The organism is Nostoc sp. T09, assembly GCF_002154695.1.
Lineage (GTDB): Bacteria > Cyanobacteriota > Cyanobacteriia > Cyanobacteriales > Nostocaceae > Aulosira.
Genome location: NZ_MTAV01000086.1, coordinates 1 through 22,459, shown reverse-complemented (window position 1 = coordinate 22,459; position 22,459 = coordinate 1). Strand labels below are relative to the sequence as shown.

At 40.6% G+C, this 22,459-nt stretch carries 18 protein-coding genes and 2 pseudogenes; 10 read left to right on the top strand and 10 right to left on the bottom strand.

Translation table 11 applies throughout. The features are described 5' to 3' along the window. Window positions 1-80: 80 nt before the first annotated feature. The 5 genes from rpsN to BV372_RS18120 form a co-directional block, all read right to left on the bottom strand. Window positions 81-383 (bottom strand): 30S ribosomal protein S14, encoded by a 303-nt coding sequence (gene rpsN / locus BV372_RS18140; protein ID WP_086687891.1) that lies wholly within the window; start codon window positions 381-383, stop codon window positions 81-83. A gap of 97 nt (window positions 384-480) precedes the next feature. After that, entirely contained in the window at window positions 481-1,170 is a 690-nt protein-coding gene (gene nth / locus BV372_RS18135) for an endonuclease III (protein ID WP_086687890.1), read from the bottom strand. Then, on the bottom strand, window positions 1,146-2,243 hold the full coding sequence (gene rseP, locus BV372_RS18130; RefSeq protein WP_086687889.1) for an RIP metalloprotease RseP: 1,098 nt from the start codon (window positions 2,241-2,243) through the stop codon (window positions 1,146-1,148). Before rseP ends, nth begins: the two co-directional genes overlap by 25 nt. Window positions 2,244-2,422: 179 nt before the next feature. Next, window positions 2,423-3,703, bottom strand: a complete 1,281-nt coding sequence (serS, locus tag BV372_RS18125; protein ID WP_086687931.1) for a serine--tRNA ligase — start codon at window positions 3,701-3,703, stop codon at window positions 2,423-2,425. 301 nt (window positions 3,704-4,004) lie between these two features. Further along, on the bottom strand, window positions 4,005-4,583 hold the full coding sequence (locus BV372_RS18120) for a DUF3611 family protein (RefSeq protein WP_086687888.1): 579 nt from the start codon (window positions 4,581-4,583) through the stop codon (window positions 4,005-4,007). 550 nt (window positions 4,584-5,133) lie between these two features. On the opposite strand from BV372_RS18120, the gene BV372_RS18115 reads away from it, so the two are divergent. Together BV372_RS18115 and BV372_RS18110 are read left to right on the top strand one after the other, a co-directional pair. Further along, a complete protein-coding gene (locus BV372_RS18115; protein WP_086687887.1) occupies window positions 5,134-5,481 on the top strand; it encodes a PadR family transcriptional regulator in 348 nt (115 codons plus the stop codon). Window positions 5,482-5,540: 59 nt separating this feature from the next. Further along, on the top strand, window positions 5,541-6,071 hold the full coding sequence (locus BV372_RS18110; RefSeq protein WP_086687886.1) for a cofactor assembly of complex C subunit B: 531 nt from the start codon (window positions 5,541-5,543) through the stop codon (window positions 6,069-6,071). Between the two features lie 427 nt (window positions 6,072-6,498). On the opposite strand, the gene BV372_RS18105 is transcribed toward BV372_RS18110, so the two are convergent. Next, complete coding sequence (locus BV372_RS18105; protein ID WP_086687885.1) at window positions 6,499-6,816, bottom strand: DUF3155 domain-containing protein; 318 nt, start codon at window positions 6,814-6,816, stop codon at window positions 6,499-6,501. Window positions 6,817-7,095: 279 nt separating this feature from the next. Between BV372_RS18105 and BV372_RS18100 the strand changes: the two genes are divergently transcribed. Then, window positions 7,096-8,427, top strand: coding sequence for a GAF domain-containing sensor histidine kinase (locus BV372_RS18100; RefSeq protein WP_086687884.1), 1,332 nt, complete (start codon window positions 7,096-7,098; stop codon window positions 8,425-8,427). 22 nt (window positions 8,428-8,449) lie between these two features. Here BV372_RS18100 and BV372_RS18095 read toward each other — a convergent pair whose 3' ends face one another. After that, entirely contained in the window at window positions 8,450-9,691 is a 1,242-nt protein-coding gene (locus BV372_RS18095; RefSeq protein WP_086687883.1) for an S-layer homology domain-containing protein, read from the bottom strand. A 366-nt stretch (window positions 9,692-10,057) separates the two neighbouring features. Then, window positions 10,058-10,752, bottom strand: a pseudogene (locus tag BV372_RS18090) (conjugal transfer protein TrbI). 381 nt (window positions 10,753-11,133) lie between these two features. Between BV372_RS18090 and BV372_RS18085 the strand changes: the two are divergent. Both BV372_RS18085 and BV372_RS18080 read left to right on the top strand, forming a co-directional pair. Beyond that, entirely contained in the window at window positions 11,134-11,313 is a 180-nt protein-coding gene (locus BV372_RS18085; protein WP_086687882.1) for a hypothetical protein, read from the top strand. A 2-nt stretch (window positions 11,314-11,315) separates the two neighbouring features. Then, window positions 11,316-11,567, top strand: coding sequence for a hypothetical protein (locus tag BV372_RS18080; RefSeq protein WP_086687881.1), 252 nt, complete (start codon window positions 11,316-11,318; stop codon window positions 11,565-11,567). A 127-nt stretch (window positions 11,568-11,694) separates the two neighbouring features. Here the strand turns inward: BV372_RS18080 and BV372_RS18075 are convergent, their stop codons facing one another. After that, window positions 11,695-14,046: an NACHT domain-containing NTPase gene (locus tag BV372_RS18075; protein ID WP_086687880.1), complete on the bottom strand. Its 2,352-nt coding sequence runs from the start codon at window positions 14,044-14,046 to the stop codon at window positions 11,695-11,697. Window positions 14,047-14,205: 159 nt separating this feature from the next. Between BV372_RS18075 and BV372_RS18070 the strand changes: the two genes are divergently transcribed. From BV372_RS18070 to BV372_RS18055, 5 genes and pseudogenes are all read left to right on the top strand, one after another. Beyond that, window positions 14,206-14,400, top strand: a complete 195-nt coding sequence (locus BV372_RS18070; protein ID WP_086687879.1) for a hypothetical protein — start codon at window positions 14,206-14,208, stop codon at window positions 14,398-14,400. 640 nt (window positions 14,401-15,040) lie between these two features. Further along, window positions 15,041-18,067 carry an exonuclease subunit SbcC gene (gene sbcC / locus BV372_RS18065; protein WP_086687878.1) on the top strand — a complete coding sequence of 1,009 codons (3,027 nt, stop codon included), beginning with the start codon at window positions 15,041-15,043 and terminating at the stop codon, window positions 18,065-18,067. Window positions 18,068-18,715: 648 nt separating this feature from the next. Beyond that, entirely contained in the window at window positions 18,716-18,880 is a 165-nt protein-coding gene (locus BV372_RS38400) for a hypothetical protein (RefSeq protein WP_179198137.1), read from the top strand. Further along, window positions 18,881-19,041 (top strand): annotated as a pseudogene (locus tag BV372_RS38395) (diguanylate cyclase domain-containing protein); the annotation flags it as partial. A gap of 185 nt (window positions 19,042-19,226) precedes the next feature. Next, window positions 19,227-19,409, top strand: a complete 183-nt coding sequence (locus tag BV372_RS18055; protein ID WP_086687877.1) for a chlorophyll a/b-binding protein — start codon at window positions 19,227-19,229, stop codon at window positions 19,407-19,409. 270 nt (window positions 19,410-19,679) lie between these two features. Here BV372_RS18055 and rpoD read toward each other — a convergent pair whose 3' ends face one another. Continuing rightward, on the bottom strand, window positions 19,680-20,858 hold the full coding sequence (gene rpoD / locus BV372_RS18050; RefSeq protein ID WP_086687876.1) for an RNA polymerase sigma factor RpoD: 1,179 nt from the start codon (window positions 20,856-20,858) through the stop codon (window positions 19,680-19,682). Window positions 20,859-22,459: the final 1,601 nt, after the last annotated feature.

Genomic DNA, 22,459 nt, shown 5'->3' with positions numbered 1-22,459 from the left:
GAGGACGCCTCCGCTCAGACTTTGCGCTTTGTCCTTTGTCCTTAGTGAATAACTAATGACCAATGACCAATGACTAATGACTACCAGCTAGACTTAACCACTCCAGGCAAAAGTCCTTCGTGTGCCCATTCCCGCAAAACGTTCCGAGACAGCCCAAAGTCACGATAAACACCTCTAGGACGACCGGTTACCCAGCAACGGTTACGGCGACGGCTAGGTGCGCTGTTACGGGGTAGTTGTTGAATTTTCCGGTGAATTTCTAGCTTGTCAAGGGGCGATTCGGCGTTTTGGAAGTCTATCTGCAACGATTCTCGCTTCTCAGCATACTTTTCTACCATTTTGGCGCGTTTTTTCTCGCGCTCAATCATGCTCTTTTTGGCCATACATTCTCTAATTTATTTAAAGACAGCATTTTCCATTCTACAGTTAGGACAAGTGTTTAGCCTTTATTCCTAACAATTCTAGGGCTGCTAATATAGCTTAGCCTACCGCCGTTGGCTTATTAGCATCTGGGCACAAATCTGCCAATTCACAAGCGACACATAAGGGAGAACGGGCTTTACAGATGGCACGCCCGTGATAAATCAATCGAATTGACCAATTTTCCCAATCTGCTTGTGGCAATAACTTCATTAAATCTTGCTCAATTTGAACGGGGTCTGTATGTTTTGTTAAACCTAAGTGATTGCTGAGGCGTTTTACATGAGTATCAACTGTCACTCCAGCATTAATCCCATAAGCATGAGCCAAAACTACATTAGCTGTCTTGCGCGCTACACCCGGAAGCCGTAACAGTTGGGCCATTTCTTTGGGAACTACAGAATCAAACTCGGTGACAATCATCCGACAAGCAGCTTGAATATTTTTGGCTTTATTGCGATAAAACCCTGTAGAACGCACCAACTCTTCTAACTCTGCTAAGTCAGCATTTGCCAAACTCGCGGCATCGGGAAAGCGAGTAAATAAAGCTGGCGTGACTTTATTCACTCGTTCATCAGTACACTGTGCTGATAGAATTGTTGCCACCAAAAGCTGCACGGGTGTTGAGTAGTTCAAAGAGCAAGTTGCGTCTGGATAAAGTCGCTTCAAACGATTAAGAATCTCTAGCGCCCGTTGCTTTTTAGATGACGGTTTGCGAGTAATGGTCACTGGAACAATTTTTGTACCCACTCCAACTGTGTTGTTAACTGAGTAGTTTCTTTAACAATCAGAAAAATTCCTAGCCCTAACAGTAGCACCAAACCAGTTTGCATGACACTTTCTTGAATTCTGGTAGGTAAGGGCTTACCGCGTAAACCTTCAATCAACAGAAAAGCCAGTTGTCCTCCATCTAAAGCGGGTAGAGGCAAAATGTTGATGATGGCCAAGTTAATACTGATTAGTGCGGCAAAGAAGAACAAACTGCCTGTATCATTTTGGGCAATGTTAGCACCAATTTCCACAATTTTAATTGGGCCAGCTACTTGGCTAGCGGTTTCACCAAAGTTAGTAATTAGTTGCCCAAAACCTTTAAATGTCATCAGTACAATGCGCTGAAATTCTGTAGCACCAACTGACAATGCTTCTACAGGATTAGCAATGCGACGACGCTCAACTTTGCCGTTGGGAGAAAGTCCAATCCCAATCGTACCTCCATTGGATTTGGCATCCGGAACCACGTTTAAAGATAGCTTTTGGTCACCACGGGCAATTTCCAGTTGAACTGGCTTACCTGCACTAGTTTTAATTAACTCTCTAAAAGCCTCTATCTCTTGCAGAGAAGTACCAAATTCTCTTTGATTAGCCCCTACAATGACATCTCCTGGCTTAATGCCAGCGTTAGCTGCTACAGAACTAACTTCTGGTGCTAACTGTTGGATTAAGACTCCGGGTTGGCTGGCTTGTCCGACACCAACAACACTGACCTGTCCTACCAGCAACAAATAAGCAAATATTAAATTTGCAATCACACCCGCACTAATAACGATCGCCCGGTCTAATATGGGACGGTTACGCAGCAGATTTGGGTCATTGGGGGGAATATCGCTATCTGGGTCATCATCGGGAAAACCAACAAAGCCCCCTAAAGGAAAAGCGCGGATAGCGTATTCGGTTTCTGGACCTTGGTATTTCCAAAGAACCGGGCCAAAACCTAGAGAAAACCGATTAACATGAATGCCCTGAGAACGTGCTGCAATGAAATGTCCTAGTTCGTGTACCAAGATCAAAACAGCCAAGACTGCGATCGCTGCTAAAACTGACATAGATCAAAAAAGATATTAAGCTATATACCTATCTCTATTCTAAAATGCGTCATTGGCTAGCATTGGCCTTGATTTGCCTGAATAGGATATTTTCCCTCTTGAGGTAAATATTCACTAGTCATTGGTTATAAGTCATTAGTCAAAGACTGACGCCTGTTATCTATTCCCTTTTCAAAGGATTACAATACTTCACGCCCTAAATAAGGTTGCAGTGCTTCTGGTATCCGCACTGTTCCATCCGGTTGTTGATAATTCTCCAGAATTGCCGCCATTGTGCGTCCCACAGCCAAGCCTGAACCATTTAGGGTATGCACAAACTGTGTACCTTTTTTCCCTGCTTCCTTAAAGCGAATGTCAGCCCTTCGTGCTTGGAAGTCTATAAAATTGGAACAGCTGGAAATCTCCCGATATTTTCCAGAAGAGGGTAGCCAAACCTCTAAATCATAGGTTTTGGTAGAAGAAAATCCCAAATCCCCAGTGCATAAGTTGATGACTCGGTAAGGTAATTGCAACGCTTGTAAAATAGCTTCTGCATTCCCCACGAGTTTTTCTAGTTCTTCAAAAGAAGTGCTGGGATGGACAAATTTCACCAATTCTACTTTATTGAATTGATGCAAGCGAATTAATCCCCGCATATCTCGCCCATAACTACCAGCTTCGCGGCGAAAACAGGGAGTGTAAGCGCAATGGTAAATAGGTAAATCTTCCGCAGTGAGAATCTCTCCCCGGTAGAGGTTGGTAACCGGAACTTCTGCTGTCGGAATTAACCACAAATCATCATCAGCACATTTAAAGCTGTCTTCAGCAAACTTGGGTAATTGACCGGTTGCTGTCAAGGATTCGCTATTTACCAAAATCGGCGGACTGACTTCTAAATAACCAGCTTCAATTTGACGCGCCAGCATAAATTGAATTAAGGCCCTCTCCAACGCCGCACCAGCACCGATGAGGTTCACAAAGCGACTTTGAGCAATTTTGACAGCCCGTGCCACATTCAGAATACCCAGCTTTTCGCCAATTTCCCAATGGGGGAGAATATTCTGGTTCTGAGGAATATATTCATCACCCCACCGTCGGACTTCTACATTCTCTTCTTCACTTTTGCCAATGGGTGTAAAGTCGCTAGGTAAGTTGGGGAGTGCAAGCACCAGTTGTTCAATTTCAGCTTTGAACGCTTTTTCTTGTGGTTCCAGTTCGCCCAATTGAATTTTGATGGAGTTACCCTCATCTCGCAACGACTGAATTTCTGGGGACTGAGGATTGATTCCAGATTTAATCTTTTGCCCAACGATTTTACCAATTTCATTGCTTCGAGCTTGGAGTTGATTGCGTGTAGCCTCCAATTCTCGTTGCTTTTGATCTAACTCTAATATTGGTTGAATATCGTATTTACCACTACGGCTATTCAAGCGCTCCTGAACTAATTGGGGATTTTCTCTTATTTGCTTAATATCCAGCACAGATTTTTCTTTGATCTTTTGCCTAGTATTTCCTGCCAACACATCAGCATATACTGATTTTGGCGTGTCATGACAGGAATTGCAATACAAAAATTTCGCTCTGCAAATCTTGCCAATGTTAGGATACAACAAATTTCTTTTTATGTTCCTGATTCTTTGAAATATTGCATCAGCCCTAACAAATGCTCTAGGTTATCAAACCGATGATGCTCTAAAAATTCCACACAAGAACACTGAAAAAATTGTCTGCAACCTGTTGGCGTTCCTGCGGGCACTTGCCACATCTTCTTTGGTTAAAGTTTTAAGGTTTAGTAATTCGATTAAGGAGCCAAAGAGAGGCAATTAGCCCACCAAAGTGAGCCATTACAGTATTGGTATTTGCCTGCACTACAAACATATCTAAGCCACTAATGAATGGTTGGTTACCTTGAGGAGAAAAGAAAATTTGAGTTTGGGTAATAGCCCTTGCGGCTAGAGTCCCAACGATCGCCTGTGCCCCTAAAAGAGTCAATAATATTCCTAGCAAATTTACTATCACTCCTAAGCGCAATACTTGTACAGTTTCGCTTTTACGCGGTCGGTTGTTGGGATTAGCAGATAGTAGTTGAGCGCCTAATCTGGTGTAACGGAAAGCCAAATAAATACCTACACCTAAGGCTACAAGTCCACAAATTGCTAAAAAAATGCCAAATCCTGCTCCCGCATTATTACCTGCACTGCCAGGTCTTTGGCTGGAGATGGCAAATAACAACAGAATCACAGTAGAAACTACGCCCAGTACTAATTGAATCCAAAAACTAATCCAACCTATAAGGCGAAACTTCTGGCCAATTGCCCGAAGAGTAGAGGAAGACGATGTGATGTCGGGGTTTTGTGACATACTAAATCACCAATAATTATGCTAGGCGCTTCAAAAGAGATTAGGCATAGAGTATGGGGCATAGGACATGGGAAATTTGGTATAAGTAATTTATTATTTTCCCGCAGTCCCAGTGTCTCCTTCTCTGGCTTATCTCCCCTGCACCCCATATTCTACGGTTTGCACTGGGATAATCATTGTAAAAAAAGTGTTTATTAACTTTTACAGACAAAATCGCATTTTACCTGTAAAATTTCTTCGATGGCATCTTATGCTTAAGCAGTTCTAACCAGCTCGGCATCACTTGACACTAAGGCATTGGCTTTGCCAATATCTTAAATCGCTCCTCACCACACCGTCTTGAGCTTGGGCAGGGATGCATGTTCTGTTTCCCTGAAACTCACACACTCGTCCTACAACTTCAACTAGCGTGGGACATCTTTAGGATGTCTACGCTTTGTAAATTATGCCTAAGTAGCGTTATATACTTACTTAGGTATAAGTATCTTTATATACTGACTACAAGCATTGTAGATCTCACCCTAAGGCATTTTTTAGCCATTCACTAACCATGAAACTTGAGGATATATATCAATTCTTTGAGAATCCTCCGCCAACTTACCTCTGTCAGGAACTAGCAGTTTGTTACATTCTGTATGTTTTACTACAAGGTGAATCTTACGGAACCGAGTTGATCCAGCGACTGGAGACGGAATATCCAACCTATCGGCTTTCGGATACCGTACTGTATAGTGCGATCAAATTTCTCGAAGACCAAAGGGCAATAAATGGGTACTGGAAGAAACTCGAAGGGCGGGGACGCCCCAGGCGGATGTACCAAGTTTCTCCAGAATGGCAAGTTCAATCGCAGGATTTGGCTCAGCTTTGGCTAGAGTACATCAATCAAAGAACAAATTAACGAATAATTGATAATGAAATGAATAAGTCCCCTCCAATCAAATAGTCACTATTTTAGTTATGGATACTGCTATTCTGCCATCTACATTGCTACTAACCTTGTTATTGTCGGTTGGGCTGTTTTTCTTTATTCGTGCCTCAACTAAAGAGCGCACACAGACAGCACAACTGATATCTGAGCAAGACGAAGCCACTTTGATGCCTCAACTACAGGAGTATTTTCGCTCCCGGTCTTATCGAGTGGCAGCGGTAGACCGAGCACAAAACCAAGTGACTTTTGAAGGGTTTGTTAAACCAAGCTGGTTTTTAGCTGTGTTCTTAACACTGCTGGCATTTGCTGGTTTGGTTTGTCTATTACTGGTTTTGTCAATGCTTTTTCCGAGTCTTAGTAACCTTTTTTTAGGGATACTACTGCTCTCCCCCCTGAGTGGTATTTTTTATTGGAAAAAAGCTGGAAGGCTCGAGAAAGTGTCGCTCAAACTGGAGGCAACCCCGAATCAGCAACACTCCTCAAGTAAAATTACTGTAATTGCCCATCGAGATGAACTCATTGAGTTGCAGAGGGCACTACAGTTAAAACCCATTGCATAAATTTTGAATTTTTTGTACATCCCTGAGTATGAGATGCAGACTTCTGTCTAAATTTTCCGGAAACAGATATTAGGGATCTGAAGATACAACCTAGAATATATTGATTTTCCCTACGAGGTAAATCGTAGGGAAAAACTATAGCTGTTGACAGAGCGTCTTGAGCAATCTACCGAAGGAACGTGCAACGTCGCTCCCGCTTTGAGACACTGTTCGCTTTATGCTGACTTCCTTCTGCATTATGAGACTATAAATCAACCCATGCAAACAAGCTTGGTTTAAAACAAGTTGATTGTCCAATTACCTGGACTAGCTCTACTGGCAAATCAGCTACAAACTAAAAAAAATGGAATTTCGCATAAGATACGCAATTTTGCCAGTTAAATGATTGTCAGAAGCCACATAAATGCGTAAGATAACCACTTATAGTTCAGCGAGCAGCTAAAGCTAGGGTTTCCTGACCAGTAGGAGCTTCTAAGATCCTGAGGCTAGGAAACAAGAAATGGTTCTCTTCTACGTATTGAGCACCAAACAGTCCCTTTTCTGCCCAGAAATAACGGTCTGTGGTGTGTTCGTTCCGCTTTACAAGTAGCAATGCAGGTGGTGCGATTCCTTCAGCTTGAATAAATTTTCTTGCTGCTGTAACAGGTTTTTCCTCGCCACTTTCGATGCTATATTGAGGCACGTGCTCCAGGATTCGACGCCCTTCTTGGCGACGACGACTTTTCCGTTTCCGTCTCCTTGCCAACCTATTTTCCTCCTCTTTCAAGCTATAGATTGTAGTGATAGCTACAAAATCCGTCGTAATTATATAAGTTCTAGTTCAAAAAATCAACTGTTTTTAAGCTTTTGATACAACCCCAATAATATCTTTAAAAGTAAAGAAATAAAAATTAGGGAATGTATAATTCCCTGGGGCAAACCATTACTAAGAAGATTTAGTTAAGCTTTATTAAATAAACGAGGAAAAAATTAGCCTCTTCTTTAATCTACCCTCAAATTCTATATCTTGAGCAAAATCTGAAAAATGTTAATGTCTGCCAGCTCTGATTTTGTAGCTCTATGCCGAGAGCAAATAGCACTGTTAACCCAAGGGCTAGGAGCATCGTTAAGTGTTGTCTACTTAACACAAGAATTGGTAGAGGCTCCAACAGGGGAGGCAAAACTGATTCCTGTCGTGGTATATCCAGAGACGGCAGTATTACGGCAACTTGAGGGGACTGCTGAGGTAAAAACACCTAATCAACTTAAGGTGCGGAATGTTTTGGCATTACCCCAGCATCAAGGAAAATTATTGACAGCCAGGGCAGAAACTGCCAATTCATCACAGGAGCCAGAGACATCAGAAGAATACTTACTCAGTGAAAACCAAATTGTTTTACCCCTAATCCATGAGGGTGTAATGATGGGGTTACTAGTGACAGGTAGGGAAGATCGGGCATGGAATGAACAGGAACAAAGCGAGATTCAGAGGATAGCCCAAACCCTAGCGATCGCCTGTATTTTAGATCAGCGTCGAGCCTGGTTGCAGCAGCAATTGCATCAACAACAAATTCTGCAAGAACAGCAACGTGATTTGCTAGATAACCTCTTGCACCAGTTTCGCAACCCGCTAACGGCAATCAGAACCTTTGGTAAACTGCTGATCAAACGATTACGCTCGGGCGATCCTAACCGAGATGTGGCTGGCAATATAATTCGAGAAAGCGATCGCCTACAAGAATTACTGCAACAGTTCGATCAGGTAATTGAGTTAACAGAAGCAGATTTAGCACCTCTTTCACTTCCAGAAAACGAAGTAGTTGTAGAAGCAACTATCCAAAAAGAACCAAAGCCAGCCCTTTTATTGCCAGGAACAGGAGAAAAAGCAGCTGACTGTTCTTTAGCAGATTTATTAGCACCATTATTAGGATCTGCTCAGGCAATTGCCCAAGAACGCAATCTGCAACTAATAACTAAAATTCCTCGAAACCTTCCCTTGGTTCACGCTAACGTCAAAGCGTTACGGGAGGTATTAAGCAATATTATCGATAATGCCTTGAAATATACTCCTGCTGGTGGCAAGATTTTGATTCAGGTGGGGCAAGAAAAAGATAATTTACAGGGAATAGCTATTAGTGACACAGGCCCCGGGATTCCTCCAGAAGATTTAGAACATATTGGAGAACGCCATTATCGGGGTGTACAAGCGCAAACACAGATTCCTGGCACAGGTTTGGGGTTAGCGATCGCCAAACAGTTAATAGAGCAAATGCAGGGCAATATTGAAGTTTTTAGCCCTGCAATTAATTCCATAATCGGATCGCCGAACTCACCGGGAACAACGTTTATTATTTGGTTGCCAGAAGTAAATAATTAGTCCAGACTCCATTGGCTAATGATTACTTGAGCGAAACCAACAAGTTTTGATTGATTGTCATTTGCAAATCGGTGTTTGGATCGATTGCAATTAGGTCAACACTCTTCTTCCCAAAGAACAACCCAATCAATGCGCCAACCCCAGCGCCACCCAATACTTCTTCTGTTGCAATAGCGCGATCGCCTGTAACCGCAGATACCGCAGCCGCAGCTCCTGCGCCCAATACAGTATTCTGAATAATGGCACCAGTACTTGTACCTTTATTAACGGTTTCTTTTTTGGTAATAACTTCAGAAGTAGCGTTAATTTGATATTCCTGACCTGTGGTCAAAACTAATTTTTGGGCAATAAATTGAGAACCACCTTGAGCGGGTTTAAGTTGACCAATCACTTGACTACCAGCAGGAATTACTACAGATCCTTCTTGCGTAACCACATTTTGCGATACTGTCAGTGTCAAAGGCACTGTTTCATCCTTAGTGACAAGAATTTTTTCAGCCTTATCGTACTTCACAGGGATAGCAGTTCCTTGAGGAATTGTTACCGCCACAGGTGTGGGTGTGGTAGGTTGAACAGACACAACATAGGGAGAGTTAATTGCTGAGGCTTGATTGGAACTAACTAAAGCCTGATAGATAAAAGCAGCTACCTGTGCCCGCGTAGCGGTTGCTGTAGGATTGAGAAACTTCACATTAGGATAGTTGACCACAATTTGCTTTTCAGTAGCAGCAGCAATAGGGCTACGGGCATAGTCAGCAATATTAGAAGCATCATTGAAATATTGCAGAGTGCTTTCGACAGTACTATTTGGACTATATTCCAAACCGTTAGCGAGAGAAACCAAAACCTGCTGGCGGGGAATCACTTGATTTGGTTCAAAGCGATTACCAGGGTATCCGGCTAAGAAACCGATGGTATAGGCTTGCTGGATGGCATTGTATGCCCAATAGTTGCTTGGTACATCAGTAAAATTGATTGCTTGCCGTTGCTGTGATTTTTGAAAAGCTTTGTTGACCATAGCGGCAAATTGAGCGCGTGTCACCGCTTCTTCAGGGCGGAAACTACCATCAGGAAATCCTGCAATTACACCACGCTGTGACAACTGTTGAATAAATTGTGCTGCCCAATAATTAGATGAAACGTCAGAAAATGTAGTTTGAGCAAAAGAAGGTGCAGCTGTAATGAAGGGTGCTACAGTACCTACTGTGACGCTCAATGCCATTAGTGTAGCTGTTCCAGATTGCCAACGATTTAAAGCAAACATTGAATTTTAATTCCTATACAATTATTTGTTTTACTGTTAATTACTTAGACAATTTATCAAGTAAGATGTTCCCAATTATCCTGTGTTTTTATAAACCATTACTTAAGTCATATATTCAACTAAAAACATTGATAAAAATAAAAAAGGGAATAGATAATCATGTAATTCGCCCCTGAGTTATTATCTACTCTGCTTCTAAATTAGTATGCCCAAAGTTCAGTGAATAATTAAGACGAGACAGGAATAAAATAGTTGCTGAAGAATAAGACTGTTTAACGTGCCAAAAATTAAGCGATCGCACACATATAATAAGGTGGCGATCGCAGATTGGGGATGATTAAAGTCACGACTTAAATTGAGTTAAGTCTAGTAGCGGGATAGTACCAAACTAGAGTTTAAAGTAATATCTAAATCCTGTTCAGGCCGTAAGACGAAGACATCAGCTTGTTTTTTACGCAACAGTATACTTGCTCCAGCACCAGCCGCCGCACCAATAATAGGTTCTAAAACTTCAATTTTGCGGTTACCTGTAATTAGCGAAATTACAGAGGCCGCACCTGCACCAATAGCTGCATCTGTTAATATACTTCCCGTATCAGTTCCCTTGGAGATTCTTTCAGTTTGTGTAACTGTTCGAGAACTTGCATTAATTGTCTGACGCTTACCAGAGGCAAATACTAATTCTTGGGCTACGAACCGCACACCTTTATTATTATTGTTATTATTCCTATCGCTAGAATATCTTCCATCTAGGTTTACAGGTTCTAGCCTACCAACAACGTCAGTTCCACGAGGAATCAATACCTGTCTGTTTCTATCGATAATATCGCTTTCTATTTTCAGGGTAAGAGGTAAGTTTCCCCTGGGTTCACAATCACTTTCTCTTTCTCATAGGTAACAGGCAACGTTACATTATACGGAATAGTAATTGTTCGAGGTTGGTTAATATTGTATTGGGCACTAGCCGGAGCAGAGGTAAATAGAGGGGTAATAGCACCTGTGGTAATTGCCATTGCCATCAGTGCAGCAGTTCCAGATTTCCAACGATAAAGGCGTGTCATAGTAGGGTTTCCGTTTATGTCTGAGAGATATTTAATGACGCAAATTTACTGAGATTGTTTCTGGCTATTTTTAGAACTATCTATAGGGATATTCCGAAGGTGAAGTACTGTTAAGACGCTGAGTATTTACGATTGTTCCTTAAGGTTTTGCTACTGATTTATACAGGTAATATGCTGTTGGTATAAATTTGTAAATAGTATTTATATATGTTGTGACGCTCAGGTTAGCGATATTGTTCCTCAACTTTGTGTTCGCATAAATAGAAGGGAATAGACTGGTAGCGAACTCTTACTTATATTGTATGTTTATTTGCTAGGAGTTAAGAAATGCTTTCTCTTACCTTTAGAATTACTCAAATCAATTTTATAGAATAGGTACAGATGGAACCGAGCGAATCACAATACCTGATTGTCAACGCACTTACTACTCTGGATTTACTCGGGAATACCTTCTATGATGAAGAGAGTGGCAATTGGTATATAAATACTCCCAGTCAAGTCTTGCCAATTGCTATGATTTTGCAAAATGGTGATATTGTTCCAACAAGTTGGGACTGGTAATTATGGCGAACTGGACTGAAGAACAAAAACGAAAGTATGCAAGGTTCCAAGAAATTTTAGAAGTAGGTAAACAGCGTTATGTGGATGCTGGTGGTAATCCTCAACGTTATCGCGCAGGTTTTAAGGGTGAAGATTACTTGACAGATGAAGAGAGGAAAGAAGCAGCCAAAATCATGCGTCAAATGTTTGGTATCTCTATTAAAAATGGTTATGTCTATTGTCAAGGGCGTTCTTGGAAGGTGCCTGAGAACTAGCCATTAAATAAAGATTAAGTGGAAGCATAATCTTAAATTAAAATTGTTAGCAATGGATAGGTAATAGATAGAAAATTTGAGTTAACTGTAGGACTAAAACACTAAATATTTATTAATTCAACGTTCACTATTGCTGCTGGTCCTTCTTAAGATCATCGATGGGTAGTAGTAAGGTAGCTTCTATATGCTGTCGAACTTCACGGCTGACATAACAATCACTATTTAAGCAATCTACTAGCAACTTATTGGCATCATGATACTGCTGAAGTAATTCATTTTGCTCATTAGTGAACTGCCAATCATGGCCAATATTGCGATATTTAATCATCACTTTTTTTAATTGCTCTCTCCACTTCTGACCATTAATTGACCACCATGTCTTATACTTTTTCTCATCTTTTGTGCCTGGAAGTTGTTCTCTAAGTAGTTGTAGCGAATGCGTAAGTTCTGGATCGAGGGAGCGAGAGAGGGAGCAGGAGCGGCCAAGAGAGCGGTCGAGATCAAGGGAGCGAGAGAGGGCGAGGGAACGGGAGAGGGCGCAGGCTATTGCGAAGGAGCCATCGAGGGAGCGGTCGAGTTCGAGGGAGCGGGAGAGATCGCGGTCGAGGGAGAGGGAGAGGCCGAGGTCGAGAGATAGGTCGAGGGAGCGATCTAGGGAGCGGTCGAGGACTAAGTAAAAAGCTCTAATTGCTGGTATTTTGTCAGGAAACTCAAGGGAAAGAGATTTTTCCTTAACCCACATAAGAAACTGTTGTAACCTCTGATCGCTAGCCACAAGCACATCAATTTTCTCTTTCATTAAAAGCAATAACCTGTCTGCATTTGGTGACATTCCAACTGCTAGCAAAAATCCTTCCCGCCAGCGTTTTTCGGTAATGTGGGTAACCAGAGTTTGCAACGCCTCTTCTGATGACTGTCTGACAACTACAAATTCTCTAGCGGTAAAATACTCATGAAATGTCAGATGTGAAAATGAATAAATTCCTTTTGCTCTTGCAACTACTAACCCATGATGATGTTCAATTGAACGCAAAACTTCTTCACTGTCAAGTTGTAATGCTTCCTCATCAGTATTAGCACCTGGTAAGTTGCGAATATAATCTGTAATATATTGTTCTGCTATTTTCTGTTTGAAGAAATAATCCCCGTTGTCAAAGGTAGTTAAGGCAATTTTGCTAAGTAAATCTTCTTTGCGTTGGACTGATAACTTTTTGTAAATTTGTTCGCGCTGAATTCCTCGCTTGGCATCCCATTTTTTTAATAAAGCATCTAATCCTTCTTTATATAATTCAGACCGATTTGCAGGAAAATCACCTGACTCTTCAAAGGCCAAACACAGGAGTGTTAGCAGCAGAGGACTTGCGGCTAGTTGTTTGATGCGGTTATTATCATCAAGGAGTTTGATAAAAGTCTCCGGTTTGACAGCTTTACTCTGAAACCACTTAGTTGCAAAACTATTAATTTGTTCATCATCAAAATCTGCAACTTCTACTTCTGTAAACTTCTCAAAGGTATATTCTCGCGCTGCAATACGGCAAGTCATCACGAAATGATTATTTTGGAACCTATCAGAAAACTCACGAATTTCCTTTAAGATACGGTTGTTATCTTCTTCTCTAACCTCATCCAATCCATCAAATAAAAATAATGCTTGTCCATGAATTATTACATCTTGAATATCTGAAATAAATTGTGCCTCTAAAATGCTGTTTCTTATAAAAATATTATTTATCGCTTCTCTATGAATGTATTGAAGTAATTCCAATTTGTTTCCAGCTTCTGCAAAGTGTTTAAGGGTGACAAAAATTGGTACACGTTCAGCCTGAAACTCACCTTCAATACACTGAATTGCTAAATACTTCAAAAATGTAGTTTTACCTGCTCCTGGTTTTCCCAAAATCATCAGCTTGGAATGTTTATTAACTGCTTTCAGACCAGGCACTCGTTCTTGAGTAATTTTGCTTAGACCAAAGCGCTCAAAATCCTCTTTTGTATAATCTTGCAATAATTCATCACTTCCTAACCGTAGTCTTCCAATGATTTTCTCTAATATATTGACGCTGGTGTAGATATCATTTAACGTTATTGGCTGAGTCATATCCAGCACACGCATTGTGCCGCAGCGTTCTTGGATAGTAGGTCTTAACTTTTCGCGCACCTCTTGCACAACGGCGTTTATGTCTATGTCATTTTTGAGAATATCTGAAACTTGAGAAGAATTAGACTTCTGATACTCCTTGAACAAGAAATTGTGCAGCCTATAAAATTTACCTGGGCCTTTACCACTAATACTGAACTTACTGTAAACCCCAGTCATTCGAGTACGGAAGGCAGTAGGAGAAATATGAAGTGCTTCGGCAACTTCTAGTTCGTCTTCATTTTCCCTACTATACAGTTCAACAAAAGCTTGCTCTTGCTCTGGCGAAAGCTCATACTTGCGAGCCATTTGAGTCAAAAAGTCACCCGGTAATGCTTGCATTGGCTAATCTCACTATCCTCTAAAAGCCAGTCTAACTAAAGATTAAAGATTATACGTATGTAAGGAAATGTTAGGCTATGTCAGCCCAAGTTTGAGCAAAATCTCCCATAACTAGTTGAGACATTAGATTTAGTCAATCAACTGATTTAGGAGTAAATCATGTTCAAGAAATTTCCTTCCAGAGATGAAGTGCTGGCTGTCGTAACTCTAATTATGGTGATTGGTTCTCTGACTCTCGCCATTATTGACGAGAAAAGTCGTCCTCAATTTCTGGATCTGACAAAATTTGCGGTAGGTACATACGTAGGTATGTTAATACCTCGGTCTAGGTTAAAAGAGAGCGATCGCAATTAGCGCCACATCTGTTTTAGTGATTGGTGGGGGTTGAAATTTTTGAAGATTAATCACAAAATCGAATGCTCCCACTCTTGGAAGAAAAGCTTGGTACAGAAAATTCCTCTATATCCCCCATGAACTCAGTTGACAACTTGGCAAGTTTTGGAGGTTAATCTGGGGAATTTTAATTTTTTTGTGGTAAAGAGAAAAAACTTTAGTCAACTCTCAGCAGACAGCCAAGGTAAATCGAATTTGCAGTTACGCTTCCTCTCCTACTCCTGTCTATGCGGCTCAAGCAGAGGTTTATTTGATTTTTCGTGGTGAATGACAAAAGCTTTAGCCAGTTATCTCTAGACGACTTAGGGGAAAAGAATTCCTCTTTACCCTCTGCTTCTTTGACAGATAAAGAAGTTAACAATCAAAAATCTCCTCCTTCCCTACTAGCCAATCTTCTCCTCAGTCAACCGAGGTAAAGTTTCATTTTTCTTTGAGTTTGACAAAAATCTTTCAGTCAACAAGAAAAAACGGCTCATTATATTGTTAAATTTTGTAAAATTGAAGTCTTCAAGACTAGAATACTGATATGTAGATAGCTAAACTAACAAGAAGTACATCCTTACTGTTAATCATTAAAAGTTAATGTGGCGCAATAGCCTCAATGATCCCAGTACAACTAATTCTTAAAAATTTCCTCAGTTACCGTGAGGCAACTTTAGATTTTCGTGGTTTGCATACAGCTTGTATTTGTGGTTCCAATGGTGCGGGTAAATCTTCCCTTCTCGAAGCGATCACTTGGGCAATTTGGGGTGAAAGCCGTGCCGCTGCTGAAGATGATGTAATTCATACAGGCTCTAAAGAAGTTCGGGTTGATTTCACTTTCCAAAGTAACCAGCAAAAATACCGAGTAATTCGCACTCGTGTGCGGAGTGGAACTAGTGTCTTAGAATTTCAAATTGAAACTCCCTCTGGTTTTCGCCCTCTGACTGGCAAAGGTGTCAGAGCAACACAAGATTTGATTTTAGAACATATCAAGCTGGATTACGATACATTTATTAACTCTGCCTACCTGCGTCAAGGTCGTGCAGATGAATTCATGCTCAAGCGTCCTACTGAACGCAAAGAAATTTTAGCAGAGTTATTGAAACTCAATCAGTACGATGATTTGGAAGAACGGGCAAAGGAATCGTCTCGTCAGTTTAAAGCACGGGCAGAGGAATTGGAGCGTTCTTTAGAGTCGATTAAAATTCAGCTACAACAACGTGAGACTACTCAGGCGCAAACAGCAGAGTTAGAAGCAGAACTCAATCAACTGCAACAGGTGCAAGCTTTTGAGACGATTCAATTACAAAGTTTGCAAGTTGTGCAGCACCAACGCCAAACAAAAGTAGAACAACTGAATTTTGTAAGGCAGCAATACCAAAATCTTACCCAAGACTGCGATCGCCTCCAACAAGAGCAGTTAGCAGTGAGAAGTCAAATTGCAGAATTAGAAAAGATATTAAGTCAAGAAGCCCAGATCAAAGCCGGATATCTTCAATATCAAAATCTGCAATCTCAAGAAGAAGCTTTTGCTACCAAATTTGAAGAATTTACCCGCGCTCAACAAAATCGTCAACAAAAGCAACAGCAGCTTACCAAACAAATTCACGAAATTGAACGACAACTGCAACAAGCCCAAGCACAATTAGAAGCATTGCAGCAACAAGAGCGAGAAATTCAGCAAACTCTGACCAAATCTGGGGAAGTAGAAGCTGGTTTGGCACAATTAGCCGCAGCGCGTCAACGGGTGGCGCATCTGGATCAGTTGCAAATGCAAGTGTCTCCCTTGTTGCAACAACGGACAATATTACAAAGCCAACTCGATCGGTTTCATGCTAGTTTGGCAGCGCGTATCGAACAGCTAGAAACTACAGAAAACCAACTACAACGCCAGCAACATCGCCAACCGCAACTGCAACAAGCAGTTATGGATGTGGCTATCCAAATTGAAGAATTGGAGAAAAAGCGGGTTTATTTGCAACGAGTGCAGGAGAAAGGACAGGAAAGACGACACTTTATCGAACGGCTACAAGCGCACCAACGAGATTATGAAAAACTCTTAGGAGAACTAGAGCAAAAACTGCAAATGCTCCAGAATCCGAATGCGCTTTGTCCATTATGTGAACGTCCCCTTGATGAACATCACTGGAATCGAGTGGTGGAAAAAACTGAAGAAGAGTTAAAAGATACACAGGGTCAATTTTGGGTAGTCCGGGAACAGATGGCTGTCTCAGACAAAGAAATTCAGGTACTTAGGAAGGAATATCGAGATATATCCCAGCAATTAGCAACTTATGATACTTTACGCGAACAAAGGGGACAGTTAGCCGCCCAGTTGGAAGCTACCAGCGATGTTCAACAACAGCTACAACAAATTGCTGCGGAAAAACAACATTTAGAGCGATCGCTACAATTAGGTGATTACGCTCCCGACAAGCAAGCCGAACTACGGCAACTAGACCAATATCTGCAACAACTCAATTACAATGATCAAGATCACGCCCTAGCGCGGAGCGAAGTTGAGCGCTGGCGGTGGGCAGAAATTAAACAAGGGCAGATTAAAGACGCAATCAAGCGCCAAACCCAACTAGCAGCACGCAAGCCAGAATTACAAGGCGCTATTGCTCAACTACAAACTAGAATCCAAAAAGAGCAAATAGACTCTGACTGTGCCCAACAAATTGCCGCCCTTGATCGCTACATTACAGAACTCGGCTACAGTTCAGAGCAACACAATCAGTTGCGGATGGCTGTGAGGCAAAATCAATCTTGGCAGTTGCGCTATCAACAGATGTTGTCAGCCCAGCAGCATTACCCTCAACTTCAAGCGCGATCGCAAGAGTTAGAGGCTGCCAAAACTGCGAGATTGGCTGAACGGCAAACCCTCGCTAGCCAAATGGAAAGTATTAAGGAGCAGTTAGAAGAAACTGCTAACCCAACTGCTCAAATTCAAGCCTTAGAGCAGCAACTTCAACTACGCAGACGACAGCTAGATGAACAAATAGCCAAGTTAGGGCGTTTAGAACAGTTAGCGGTACAACTGGAAGCATTACAAATTCAATACGAACAACAGCAACAGCAATTGCAAGCGTGCAAGCAACAACACCGCGTTTATCAGGAATTAGTGCAGGCGTTTGGTAAAAATGGTATCCAAGCGCTGATGATTGAAAATGTGTTGCCCCAACTGGAAGCCGAGACAAATCAACTTCTTTCACGACTCAGCGCTAATCAGCTTCATGTACAATTTATTACTCAAAAAGCTGGACGCAATGGTAAATCAACGAAGAAAAATGTCAAGCTGATAGATACTCTAGATATTTTGATTGCCGATGCTAGAGGGACAAGAGCCTATGAAACTTACTCTGGTGGGGAAGCTTTTAGAATTAACTTTGCCATTCGCTTAGCCCTAGCGAAATTATTAGCGCAGCGCGCGGGGGCGGCGTTGCAGTTATTGATTATCGATGAAGGTTTTGGTACTCAAGATGCAGAAGGATGCGATCGCTTGATTGCAGCGATTAATGCGATCGCATCTGATTTTGCTTGCATCCTCACAGTTACCCACATGCCCCACCTCAAAGAAGCATTTCAAGCCCGCATTGAAGTCAATAAAAATCAACAAGGCTCGCACATACAGTTGTTAATTTAACGTCATTCGTTAACGAGCAACAAAAGTAGCCTCTAGCACAATAGTCCGAATTTATAGGATTGACCTACCAAAATTAAAAATTGTAGGCATATTTTTGATATTTGCATTTTTTGGGATACTTACCACGATTACAGCTAATTTCAAAGAAATCAAACAGATGTTTTATTTCTCATAAACATACTTGAGGCGCAGAGAAGAAGGCAAGATTGTGGTTTAAATAGATGAGAAATACTGTTAATTCTGAAGTTACGTCATTCTGCTGTAAATACTGATACTTTTTCGCTTTCAAGTTGTCACTAATAAGCAATCAGAAAGTACAGGAGAATTAGTATCAGTAAATATTTAGCCTTTGTCAGTATTGAAGGTTAAGCCAGAGAAACCTTACAGCAAATTTCAAGTTAGTGAAGTACAGATCCTAAGCCCCAAACCCAAGCATAAAGACTGTTTTACTTCTGAATTCTAACTCCTGAATTCTGCTGTATCTCATTTGAATTTACATACCCAATTTAATATTAAATAAGAACAAATATTATTGTCTGAGATTCAGGATGAGTCTACTGAGAAAGGCTTGTAATAACTGCTATATATAAGGCAAGAAGAAAAATATTATGTTTATAAATCTAAGTTAAGACTATTAGAGAATTACACTTGAACCCAGACATTCAGATTTATGATGCGATCGCATTTAAGGATGGCAGGGTTTTCGAGCATTATTCTCAACCGCAACGTATCGGGGGCAAAATCGTTGGTAGAGTGTGGAGTTTTCGGGATGTTACTGCCCACAAGTTAGCAGAAGCCAAAATCCGCCATTAAGCCTTACACGACCTTTTAACCAATCTACCTAATCGATTACTCTTCAATGAGCGGCTTTCCCAGCTGTATGTTTTTTGGACTTAGACCGTTTCAAAACCATTAACGATACATTAAGCCATACCATTGGAGATAAAATATTGCAGGTTGTCGCTCAACGTCTCACACAGCTAAATCTATTTTTAAAAGTTAAAAATAGATATCTTAGGCTTCTTGATTATCAGTTACTACTATCTTAGTCAAGCTTTGGCAACAAAAATACAAACAATTTGTTGCAATTATGATAATAGTTGTTATATTAGTTTACATAAGGCAATAACCCTTAGTAAACTCAGTTTGGAGTGCCAACATGACAAATGCAACAAAAGTAGTTACTGCTCCTATAGTTGAAGATCGTAACGCTTGGCGCTGGGGTTTTACCCCACAAGCAGAAATTTGGAACGGTCGCTTAGCAATGATTGGCTTTTTGGCAGCGGCTTTGATTGAACTGTTTTCTGGTAAAGGCTTTTTACATTTTTGGGGCATTCTTTAATACCAAGTTTAAATTTGAGGTTGTCGAGCTATCCTGCGGTAACGCTTATAGTACTTGGCAATTTTAAATTAAAAGCTTTTACCATCAGACTGTTTCACTAATTTCAAACGATACTACCTATCCAGTATTTGCTTTAAGTATTAAAATACAAAATTAGCTACAAATGAAAAACCTGGAGATGAAAACATCTCCAGGTTCTTTATTTTTATAATTTTTTTTAATTATTAGTCAATTGTCTCAAACAAATGACTAATAACTACTGACTAATTACTAACGGATATATTCCTTGAGAACACTGTTGCGATTTGGGTGGCGTAACTTGCGGAGTGCTTTTGCCTCAATTTGGCGAATGCGTTCACGAGTTACGTTAAAAATCTGGCCAATTTCCTCTAGGGTTTTCATGCGACCATCATCCAAACCATAGCGCAATCTGAGTACATCTCTTTCGCGGGGGCTGAGACTGTCAAGTACTTTTTCTAAGTCTTCGCGCAACAGATTTTTGGAAACTTGGTCTTCTGGAGTCTCACCATCGGATTCAATAAAATCGCCCAATCGGGAATCTTCTTCTTTTCCAATAGGTGTTTCTAGGGAAATAGGCAATTGGGCAGATTTAGCAATAAACCGCAACTTTTCAATTGTCATTTCCATCCGAGTAGCAATTTCCTCTTCAGTGGGTTTACGACCCATTTCTTGAGAAAGTAGCTTGGTGGTTTTCTTAATCCGAGAGATGGTTTCGTATAGGTGAACTGGAAGTCGGATAGTGCGAGATTGGTCTGCGATCGCTCTGGTAATTGCTTGACGAATCCACCATGTAGCGTAGGTAGAAAACTTATAACCTTTTTCATGGTCAAACTTTTCTGCGGCACGAATCAGGCCAAGACTACCTTCTTGAATTAAATCTTGGAAGGACAAGCCACGATTCATATATTTTTTGGCAATTGAAACTACTAGGCGCAGGTTTGATTGCACCATTTTGTCTTTTGCCCTGCGACCAATATGCAGTTTGTAGCGAAACGCTGACAATGGTAATTGCACAGCTTCTGCCCATTCGCTATCTTTAGGATCGCGTTCCAACTGTTCGGAAAGCTTTTCCCTTATCCTCTCTAATTCCAGCAATTCAGCGATTTTTCGCGCTAATTCAATTTCTTCGTCTGCCCGCAACAGACGAATTCGGCCAATCTCTTGCAAGTAAAGGCGAATTGAATCTTCGGTATAGTGCTTTTTCTTGCTTTGTGTCCGACGACGCGATTTAGCGGCTTTTCCAGACTTTGCGTCGTCCTCATCAGACTGAGGCTCTAAAAACTCATCAATTTCGCCTTCATCGTTGATCAGTAAGTCCTCATCGACTTCATCGTCGATTAAGAGTGGATCTAACTCGAGCTCAGGCTGATTTATCATTTCTAGGTCAGGCTGATATATGCTTTCGAGTACGTTGTTAGCCTGGTTCATGCCGCGTTCCTCATGCTCCTTGCAGAATCAATTACTCAAGATGTGTTTACTGCTCTTTTTAAGCGAGCTAGTTTGATACCGAAAATATTTTTTTGGCTGGGTTGCCTAAGATATTTTCGGAAACTTTGCGTCTCCTTTGGAGGAGTTTATTACTAAGTGTGGAAATCGCTGTTGTAGCTGACTTACTCACCTTAGTAAAGGCTATGCGTATTGTGCTCGCATACTACCTTTAACTGACTTGTCTAAAAAAAGACATGTCTTGAGAAAAAAATTTACCACTACAGTCAAATAAACATAACTGTTGGTAGATTTTTTCCGTAAAGACTGTTCCGATTGTAGCCTGTTTCACAGAAATTGCACTCTTTTTGTGTCTTAATCTTGTAGTCTTTAAGGGAAGTAAAGCCACTATTATCAAAAAGAACTTCAAAATGGTAGCCATGCCCTTAAATCTTGTTTGAAACTTTTTAGAATTGCAGTGGCATTGTCATTACATTAAAAGGTAAGTACACCTCTTTATGAACTATTCTAAGTACAATGCACAACATTAATTACTTAGAAACAGCGCATTTTATATTAACTCAAGCGAGAAGCAATAGCGCACGTATTTTTACATTTCCTTCATAAAGTACTCAGTTCGTGAAGCTAAAGCAAGGTTCTCACTAGGTAGATACAGCAAATATGATGGTGTTTGTCTTGGGACGCTCTACAATTGTGTGCATTCGTTACCTAAACTAAGGAGTCGAGGTAATGTTGGAATCAGCCTGATAGCAGATCAATTTAGATGCAACTAATTTGGTCTTATTCACACGTTAGCGCACTGTTGCGATTTCAGCCCTATGAAACTTGACAAACTTTTCTTATTGTATACAACGATATTTTAATCAATTCATAAAGGATTTGACATTACAGACGATTAATTATTTTGTCTAGTCAAGCTAAAAAATTTAAATAGTGGGTTGGGCACCTACTTGAAGATTCGCTTTAAGTAAAATAATTGTAAATTTTAATACTCATTAGCGTAGAAATTTATTAGCTATATTTTTAACAATTCATTCTCAAGTTACTTAGCATATCTCACTTAGTAGATGAGATTGAGCTTTGCTATTTAAGGATAACAAATACATTTCAAGATCGTAAACAAAATTTACTGGTATTCATCAAGTGTAGTTTTTGGACTTTACTTAACTGAAATATCCGGTGAAGTTAGCAAACTCACCAATGCTTAATCACTTAAAATGAAAGACTTAACTTGACAAAAAATAACTTATATGCATTTAATCCAGGAAAGAAGTTTATTATCTTTGTAATTAATGTTTATATATTTTATTAACCGATTCTCATCGTCTAACTGTATTGTTGTTTGGCTAGGTGCATTACACTATCTTGGAAGCAAGAAGTTAATACCGCTACGCAAAATTCTAAATTTCAAATTACTTACCTATTTTTATAGATGTCTACGCTTTTGAGAGGTTAGGTTTATTTCCGCAGTACTGTACTAGTGCAAGAAAGCAGAAGCTTTTCAACTTTCTTCCAGTGGGTAATTAACCTGAGTTCGGGATAACCCGAAACCCTCATTACTCCGTTGCTTGATTCTAGGATCT